Annotated in this window: 9 protein-coding genes; 8 read left to right on the plus strand and 1 reads right to left on the minus strand. The window is 43.1% G+C overall.

What is annotated here, in order from left to right:
- Positions 1–127 precede the first annotated feature (127 nt).
- The 7 genes from ACYQ4O_RS03565 (at position 128) to ACYQ4O_RS03595 (ending at position 7,150) form a co-directional block, all read left to right on the plus strand.
- Positions 128–1,024, plus strand: coding sequence for a hypothetical protein (locus tag ACYQ4O_RS03565; protein ID WP_460174777.1), 897 nt, complete (start codon positions 128–130; stop codon positions 1,022–1,024).
- A 3-nt stretch (positions 1,025–1,027) separates the two neighbouring features.
- Positions 1,028–1,816 (plus strand): ATP-binding protein, encoded by a 789-nt coding sequence (locus tag ACYQ4O_RS03570; RefSeq protein WP_460174778.1) that lies wholly within the window; start codon positions 1,028–1,030, stop codon positions 1,814–1,816.
- Positions 1,816–2,442, plus strand: a complete 627-nt coding sequence (locus ACYQ4O_RS03575; protein WP_460174779.1) for a hypothetical protein — start codon at positions 1,816–1,818, stop codon at positions 2,440–2,442. The genes ACYQ4O_RS03570 and ACYQ4O_RS03575 overlap by 1 nt, the downstream gene beginning before the upstream one ends.
- 30 nt (positions 2,443–2,472) lie before the next feature.
- On the plus strand, positions 2,473–3,396 hold the full coding sequence (locus ACYQ4O_RS03580) for a ParA family protein (RefSeq protein WP_460174780.1): 924 nt from the start codon (positions 2,473–2,475) through the stop codon (positions 3,394–3,396).
- Complete coding sequence (locus tag ACYQ4O_RS03585) at positions 3,389–4,609, plus strand: ParB/RepB/Spo0J family partition protein (RefSeq protein ID WP_460174781.1); 1,221 nt, start codon at positions 3,389–3,391, stop codon at positions 4,607–4,609. The genes ACYQ4O_RS03580 and ACYQ4O_RS03585 overlap by 8 nt, the downstream gene beginning before the upstream one ends.
- Positions 4,610–4,645: 36 nt before the next feature.
- Positions 4,646–5,218 carry a plasmid mobilization relaxosome protein MobC gene (mobC, locus tag ACYQ4O_RS03590; protein ID WP_460174782.1) on the plus strand — a complete coding sequence of 191 codons (573 nt, stop codon included), beginning with the start codon at positions 4,646–4,648 and terminating at the stop codon, positions 5,216–5,218.
- 1,227 nt (positions 5,219–6,445) lie between these two features.
- Positions 6,446–7,150: a tyrosine-type recombinase/integrase gene (locus ACYQ4O_RS03595; RefSeq protein WP_460174783.1), complete on the plus strand. Its 705-nt coding sequence runs from the start codon at positions 6,446–6,448 to the stop codon at positions 7,148–7,150.
- Here ACYQ4O_RS03595 and tnpA read toward each other — a convergent pair.
- The gene (gene tnpA / locus ACYQ4O_RS03600) at positions 7,050–7,511 is read right to left on the minus strand and encodes an IS200/IS605 family transposase (protein WP_460174784.1); all 462 of its coding nucleotides are present in this window, start codon (positions 7,509–7,511) and stop codon (positions 7,050–7,052) included. The genes ACYQ4O_RS03595 and tnpA overlap by 101 nt on opposite strands.
- Positions 7,512–7,537: 26 nt before the next feature.
- On the opposite strand from tnpA, the gene ACYQ4O_RS03605 reads away from it, so the two are divergent.
- On the plus strand, positions 7,538–7,627 hold a 90-nt coding region (locus ACYQ4O_RS03605), incomplete at its 3' end, for a helix-turn-helix domain-containing protein (RefSeq protein WP_460174588.1).

Raw genomic sequence — 7,627 nt, forward strand, 5'->3', positions numbered from 1 at the left:
CAACTCTGACCAAGGAATGCCACAGCATATGCCACAGCATCTGCCACAGCATATGCCACAGCATGTGCTACAGCATAAAGATGAAAATGCCACAGCATCCAACTCTGACCAAGGAATGCCACAGCATATGCCACAGCATCTGCCACAGCATATGCCACAGCATGTGCTACAGCATAAAGATGAAAATGCCACAGCATCCAACTCTGACCAAGGAATGCCACAGCATCTGCCACAGCATATGCCACAGCATAAAGACGGAAATGCCACAGCATATGCTACAGCATCTGCTACAGCAGAAAACACAAACGACAAAAACGGTAAACCCGTTGACTATCAAAGGGAATCACAGAAAAAGCAAATTCCCGTTCCAAAAGAAAATTTGCAGACCGATCAGAAAATTTTCCCACGATCGGATCAGATCGGATCAGATCAGATCAGATCAGATACCGATCAGATACAGATCAGATCTGTATCTGTATCTGGATCTGGATCGGTATCGGATCGGGAAAACAACGTTAAAGATCTTTTTAACAAGGGAAATACCCCCTGGAGCATTGACGAAGTTTTGCAAACCCTGATTTTTTTCGGACTCGATGAAAAGAGTCTCGACCGTTGGCGAAAACGAAGTCAGGAAAACGAATCGGCAGTTGCTGAACTTGCACAAACGGGCATGGCAGCGTTTGATTTTGACACCGTATCGCAAGTTTTCGCTCGTTGCCAACAAGCCAAAGACAAGGAGGGAAAGCCGCTCTCATCTGCGATTGCTTTTGTCATCAAATCGCTGCAAAGAGAGCTCACGGCCATCCGTAACCGAAGGCTTGTTCCTGAGAGAGCGCAGCCAAAAAAATCCAAGTCTCCCAGGCCATTTAACGCTGAGGAATGCCTGAAAGAGCTCATTGAAAACCCCGACGGCACCTACAGAGCTGCCCCCAAACGCAGCTCATACGCAGACCGAGACTACACCGCCGGATTAATCGAACAACCTGACGGCACTTACAGAGCCGCACCCAGACCAAGGAATTAAGCCATGAAAACTCCAGCACCAACGCCCAGAAGCGAAATAGACGAATCGAAGTATTGCGCCTCTTTTTGTGAAAAACACGGATGGTTTGCCTCCGGTCTTAAAGGCAAATCTGAAAGCTTCAACTCCGGTCGGTACTTTGCAGCCGGTTGTCCGCAATGCGCCGCTGAAAAAAGGGCTAAGAAGAACTTTGAACAAAGTCAAATTCCGCCGAAATTTTCAGAAAAAAATTTTGAAAACTACATCGTTTCCAACCCCGGCCAGGAAAGAGTTTTGGCTGCCTGCAAAGACTTTGCTGCTTCGGTTGATGAGAATGTCCGGGCTGGCAAAGGCCTTTTGCTTATCGGCACCCCGGGAACGGGGAAAACTCACTTGGGTTGTTCGATTCTCTCAGAGGCTATCCGGGAGGGGAAAACAGCACTTTTTACCACGGTTTCAAAGATGCTCTCAAAAATTAAATCCACATGGGCGACAGGTTCCGCACAGAGTCAAGCACAAGTAATTCGAAGCTTTACCGGCGTTGACATTCTCGTTCTGGATGAGATCGGAACCTACCGCACAATCACCGAAAAAGAGAAAGATTTGCTCTTTGAAATTATCAACGAACGATATGAGCAAATGCGCTCCACGATTTTCATCTCAAACCTGAATCTCTCAGGTCCTGAAAGTATCGAAGAATACCTCGAAGAACGCATCATGGATCGACTCTGCGAGCAATCAAAAATATTGATTTTCAACTGGAAAAGTTACCGGAGACACGAAGAAAAACGCCGTATTTCCGATGGAGAAATTTGATGATTAGCAAGCAAAACTTTATCTGTAAGCAGATACCAGAAAAATTACTCGAGGCTATCAGAAGCCTCTTAAGTGATGAAGTTTTCTTGGATTCAGTTATCCAGAGCGGTTTTGAAACTCGGTCGGCTAACGAATTAGTTTTCAACGTTCCCGCAGAAATCAGCGTGACCGGCAATTCGTTAATCCTAATCGCAGACAGAAAACATCTAACAGGCGAGCCGGCTTATCAGCCCGGAGACTGGAACCGTTGGCCTGACGTAATTCCTCCACGTCTGAATACAGAACCTTTCATCGAAGGCAAGCCGCTTGAATGCGATTATTGGCTCTTACGGCTCAAAACCAACAAATTCATCACCGGCAAGCTCACAATGCAGAAGAATTGGATTCAGGTTCCAGAGGACCAGATAGAGGCTTACCGTGAGTTTTCACCCTATCCTGCTATCGCAACATTGAACGCAAAAGAAAATTTTTCTGACGACGGCTGGAACGCTTATCCGAAATTCGTTCCAAAAAACGGAACTTATGAAGTTGTGCTCTCCGACGGCAGACAAAGAGTTTGCTCTTGGAAGTCAAACGTATGGTCTTTTTACAGCGATGAAATCGTCGCTTTCAAGAAAATTATTTAACGCTTCAAAGTTAAACCATAAGGAATCAAAATGAAAGTCCTATCTATCCTCAATGAAAAAGGCGGAGTCGGTAAATCTTTCATCGCAACTCAATTTGCTTATTTTTGCCGATACAAGCTTGGAAACCGAGTGTTAGTTATTGACCTCGATCAGCAGGGCAATTCCGGCGATATTCTTTCTGCCTCAGGCTTGTGTCAGGCTTCTTCAGTTTACAGCGGAGAAATCATGAAAGAAGGCCGAACTATCGAGCCTACAAGTGAATTTTTAGTCATTAAAGGCGATGATTCTCTTCTCGAATTATCAGATGTCGGCGACGACGGCGTTGTCACCTACAACCTCAGCGTTGCCATCACAAACGTCCAAAATGACTTTGACATTTGCATCATTGACTGTCCGCCAAGTGCAGACGTAAGGCAATTTGCCGCTTTAAGCGTAGCCACAGACTACCTAGTTCCCTTCCAAGTAAAGGCTGAGTCTATTGCCGGCGTGGATAAAACACTTTCTCGTGCAACAGTCATCAAAGACTCCATCAACCCTGATTTGAATTTTTTAGGTTTGTTGATGAGTTTGGTTCGTATGCAAGGCATTCAAAAATCGAATTATGAAGCTCTGCTAAAGACGATGGGGCACATTCTTCTGAAGCGTTACGACCCGAAAACCAAGACAGAATCAGGAGTTTGCTGTATCACTGACCGCAGCGAATATGCAGCTGCCCAGCAAATGAAAAGGCCCGTATTTTTTTCTGAAAACGGGCAAACAAGAAAAGAAGCCCTAGAAGTTGCCAGAGTCTGGATCACTTTAATTCACCAGTTGGGACTTCCAATTAAGAAGCCGATAAAGATTGAAAAAGACCCGCAAACAGGAAAACTTCGGGAAGTTTCCACCCCAATAGAACAAGCCAAACCAACCGCATCCGCCGAGGAAAACGTACAGGAGCAAGTAACCAATGCTTAGAACAATGGATTTAGACAGCCTTAGAAAAGTTTCTAAAGACTTTACTCACAGAATTGTGAACCCTGAATTTTCAATCGTTAATCTGAACCTCAACGAAATAGAGCCCGATCCAAATCAACCAAGAAAATTCTTTGATGAAGAAGAGCTAAAGCAGCTAGCTGACAACATAAAAACTTACGGGCTCCTGCAGCCTATCGTTGTCCGCAAGATAGACGAACATAAGTATCACATCATCAGCGGAGAACGTCGGTATCGTGCTCATCTTCTCAATGAAGAGAAAACGATTAAGGCGATTGTAAAGTCATCTTTTGATCCGAGTCAGATCGGTTATCTTCAGATGGCAGAAAACATCCAGCGTGCGAACTTAAGCACCGCAGAAATTGCAGAATTTATTGTCTCGAGAAGAAAAATTCCTGAGTCCCAATCGGAAATAGCAGAAAAATTAGGATTGAATAAAGGAACTGTGTCACAGTACTGCACATGGCCCGACTTTCCAGAAATTATTAAAAACGCCGTGCTAACCAACAAAATTGGGAGTATCCGATCAGCTTATGATCTTTTTACAAGTTGGAAAGAATATCCGGAAGAAACTGAACGGTTCATCGAAGAAAACGACAAGATCTCTCAATCTCAGGCCAAAAAATTTAATCCTTCGATTAAAGCGGAGGAACCACAATCCTCGGCTCTGGAGGAAACGCCGGACGAATCTTCACCTTTGTCAGCGGATGAAAACGAAGCAACTAGTGAAACGAACGACTTTCAGGAAGAGTCTTTTGAGACAACTAGTTTTCCATCAGAACCGGAAGAGTCAGAGGACTCAGATGAAACTGTTGAAGTACAAGATACAACTGACGAACCTTTACCAGAGCCTCCTCAGACAATCAAAATTAATGACCCTTATGATGAAGACATGGCAATTGAAGAGGACGTCTCATCAGAGTCTATGCAAACCGAAGACGAATCAGACAATTGTGAATCTTCCGAAAGTCTTCCTCGAAATGAAAGCGAAGAATTTGCTGAAGAAAGCTTTAAAGAACCGAAAGAAGACCAATACAAAAAACCGTTAATCTTTTGTTTAGTTGAAGGCAGAGAATGCGAGCTGCTTTACAAAAAGAAAGCCCTAGACGGCATGGTTTTCGTTAAATGGGAAGACGGCTCGGAAGAAGAGATCCCTGCCGAAGAATTAGAAATTAATCGAATTATCGAAGGTTAACAAAAGAAGGCGGAACTTCCGCCTTTTATCAACAAAATGAAAAAATCAGAATCCTTTGGAGTATGGCTTACTTCCGAACAAAAAGAAAAATGGAAAAAACTTGCGAGTCAAAACAATATGACTCTATCCTCCTTTACTTCTCACACTATTCAGGAACTGTTATCTAACCGTGTAATAAGAAACAAAGATGAGGTTCCCTTCACTGTCGGTAATTCAATTGATGAAGTTCGAAGTCCTGTTCTTGTTCGTCTAAGTAAGAGTGAACTCGAGGTTTTAAGAAATTTAGGAGAAAAAAGAGGACAAAGCCGACAAGAAATTATCGTCGCAGCAATAAGACAATTTCTCTTAAAGAAGCTACAGATTGATTTAAACAGCAAGCAAGCGTTGCTGGATTCAACTTTAGAACTCAATAAAGTAGGAGTTAATCTCAATCAAATTGCAAGAGTACTCAACACACAGGCTAAGGTCGGAGATATCAAAGAGGAGGAAATTCGTTCAGCCCTCCAAGCAATATCTGCAATGGACGAACATATTTCTTCCCATATCAAGACGGTCGATAATTTTTTAAAAGAACATTCACGCCGCAATCAACTTATTGTCCAAAATTAACAGAAAACTTTTCAATAGAGGGGTAAAAAAGTTTATACGTATAAACTTTTTTACCCCTCTCATCTTCTTACAATCAGTCTTCGGATTCACCGCTGATGCAATCCTCAGAAAAGAAAAAACTCGCAAGCCGATGAGACTTCCTCGTTTTTTGTTTACGAAAAATCATGTTGAACGTCTTTGGGAAAGTTGACTCACAATTTTTTGCTCACTACAGCCAGTGAAGTGCCAAGCGTTCGCTTCAAAAATTGATGGACAACTTTCTAGCAGAGGGGTAAAGAAGTTTGTTCAAACAAACTTTTTCACCCCTCTTTTCTACTTTTAACCAATCTTCAGGATCTTGATCAGTCTTCGGATGCGTCGCTGCCGCCATCCTCAGAAAAGAAAAAACTCGCAAGCCGGCGTGACTTTCTCGTTTTTTGGGACGAAAAATCACGTTGAACTTCTTTAGGAAAGTTGACTCACAATTTTTTTGCTCACTACAGCCAGTGCAGTACCAAGCGTTCGCTTCAAAAATTGATGGACAACTTTCTAGCAGAGGGGTAAAGAAGTTTGTTCAAACAAACTTCTTTACCCCTCTTTTCTACTTTTAAACAATCTTCAGGGTCTTGATCAGTCTTCGGATGCGTCGCTGCCGCCATCCTCAGAGAAGAAAGAAACTCGCAAGCCGGCGTGACTTTCTCGTTTTTTGTTTACGAAAAATCATGTCGAACGTCTTTGGGAAAGTTGACACACAATTTTTTTGCTCACTACAGCCAGTGCAGTACCAAGCGTTCGCTTCAAAAATTGATGGACAACTTTCACTAATCTTCATCCCTCTACATAGAGTTTCAGCCCAAGTCCTCATCTTTGCTTGTTGGAAACCTAAGGCGGTGTGCTGAAAAATAAGGTCAAAAACCAAACAAAAGAGTTAATGCAGGAACGCAACTCGATATCAAATCCTTCAGGATTTTCTATCGAGTTGCACGTCGCACCTCCTAACGGAGGTCGAATTTCTTCGAAATTCGGCTAGTCCTGCCCACCGCTGAAGCGGTCGAAACTGCGTTTCGGGGATGTAGTTTGTTCCGGCAATAAGTTGTCTTTTACCCCCAAGAGGGGACAGCACTTTTCCGGAGGATTTTTTTTAATTCCGGTCTATGGTCCTTCTGTTCCAATAAAGGTAAGCAAATCAAAGTTTGTTGTCTTTGAGTTTTATAGACTTTCTTCTTTTTCTTCCTCCCGGAGAACCAAATGAGCGAATCAGAAAATATACTGTCCCTTCCTTCCTGCCGTTCAAATTTATTTAATCCGGCCGATTCATATGTAAGAACTTTGGGATCGAAGCGTTCTCAGACAACCGTAGAAAATTGCGTCCGAAACATTGCAAAAATCTTGGGTCACTCTTCTTATGACAGAGTTGAATGGTCCAAATTGAGAAGGAGTCACTGGCAAAAGATTTTGAGAGCTCTTGAAGAGAAAGGGTGCTCTCCTTCAACTAAAAATCTTTACTTAACTGTGTTCAAAGGAGTCGCTAAGGAGGCATGGTCCAATGATTTGCTTCCGCAGTCGGCTTATCTGAAAATCAGCAGTCTGAAAAGTTTGAAATTTGAAAGACTTCCCAAAGGCCGCAGTTTAGACTTAAAAGAAGGAAGAAGACTATTAGAGTCTTGTTTCAACGGCACCACAAAAGGCTTCCGTGACCGAGCCATTTTTGCGGTAATGATGGGCTGCGGGCTGCGCAGGGCCGAAGTTGTCTCCTTGAAACTTGCGAACTGGAATTGTGTTGATAGAAGTTTTTCTTTTATCGGCAAAGGAAACAAAGAGAGGCGGGTTTATCTACCGAAGAATTTAGTTTTTAGCTCATGCGCCGAGAAACCTCCGTCCGAAAGGGCGGAGATGAGAGGCGTTTCGTTTTACCTTGATCTTGTACATATTTTTCTAAACTCTCTATCGTGACTCCTCCCGCAGACGCCGCAAAGTATGACGTTGACCAAAAAGAGCCATGGTTACTGAAAGTTCTTAACTCCGGGAATCTCTCTAGAATAATCTTCGAAGAGTTGGTTTTCAAAAATCCTACGAGATTTGAAACTGAGATTTGCGGAGGCATTTGCAGCAGCAAGTGAATATGGTCTGCCTCTCCGTTAATTTCAAGTACGAAGCAGCCTTTTGATTCTGCCAATGAAGCCAAAATTCCTCTAAGGTCGGCCAATACCGTCTCAGACATTTTCTTTCTTCGATATTTTGTTGTGAATATCAAATGCACCACTAGATTTGTGACCGAGTGTCTTTTGTGCAGAAGGGGTAAGTGATCTGTCATACAATTAAAGTAGATAAGGAAATGAGATGTTGCAGGCTACGAAAGTTCGGCTGTACCCGACTAAAGAACAAAAGGAATTTTTATCCGGCCAATTCGGAGCTGTGCGCTTTTGTTTC

The organism is Turicimonas sp. TL08 (genome assembly GCF_054660695.1).

What these genes read in the sequence shown, in the direction of transcription:
- ACYQ4O_RS03565 (WP_460174777.1), top strand. Translation starts at nt 128, where the DNA reads ATGCCACAGCATCTGCCACAGCATATGCCACAGCATGTGCTACAGCAT.
- ACYQ4O_RS03570 (WP_460174778.1), top strand. Translation starts at nt 1,028, where the DNA reads ATGAAAACTCCAGCACCAACGCCCAGAAGCGAAATAGACGAATCGAAG.
- ACYQ4O_RS03575 (WP_460174779.1), top strand. Translation starts at nt 1,816, where the DNA reads ATGATTAGCAAGCAAAACTTTATCTGTAAGCAGATACCAGAAAAATTA.
- ACYQ4O_RS03580 (WP_460174780.1), top strand. Translation starts at nt 2,473, where the DNA reads ATGAAAGTCCTATCTATCCTCAATGAAAAAGGCGGAGTCGGTAAATCT.
- ACYQ4O_RS03585 (WP_460174781.1), top strand. Translation starts at nt 3,389, where the DNA reads ATGCTTAGAACAATGGATTTAGACAGCCTTAGAAAAGTTTCTAAAGAC.
- mobC (WP_460174782.1), top strand. Translation starts at nt 4,646, where the DNA reads ATGAAAAAATCAGAATCCTTTGGAGTATGGCTTACTTCCGAACAAAAA.
- ACYQ4O_RS03595 (WP_460174783.1), top strand. Translation starts at nt 6,446, where the DNA reads ATGAGCGAATCAGAAAATATACTGTCCCTTCCTTCCTGCCGTTCAAAT.
- tnpA (WP_460174784.1), bottom strand. Translation starts at nt 7,511, where the DNA reads ATGACAGATCACTTACCCCTTCTGCACAAAAGACACTCGGTCACAAAT.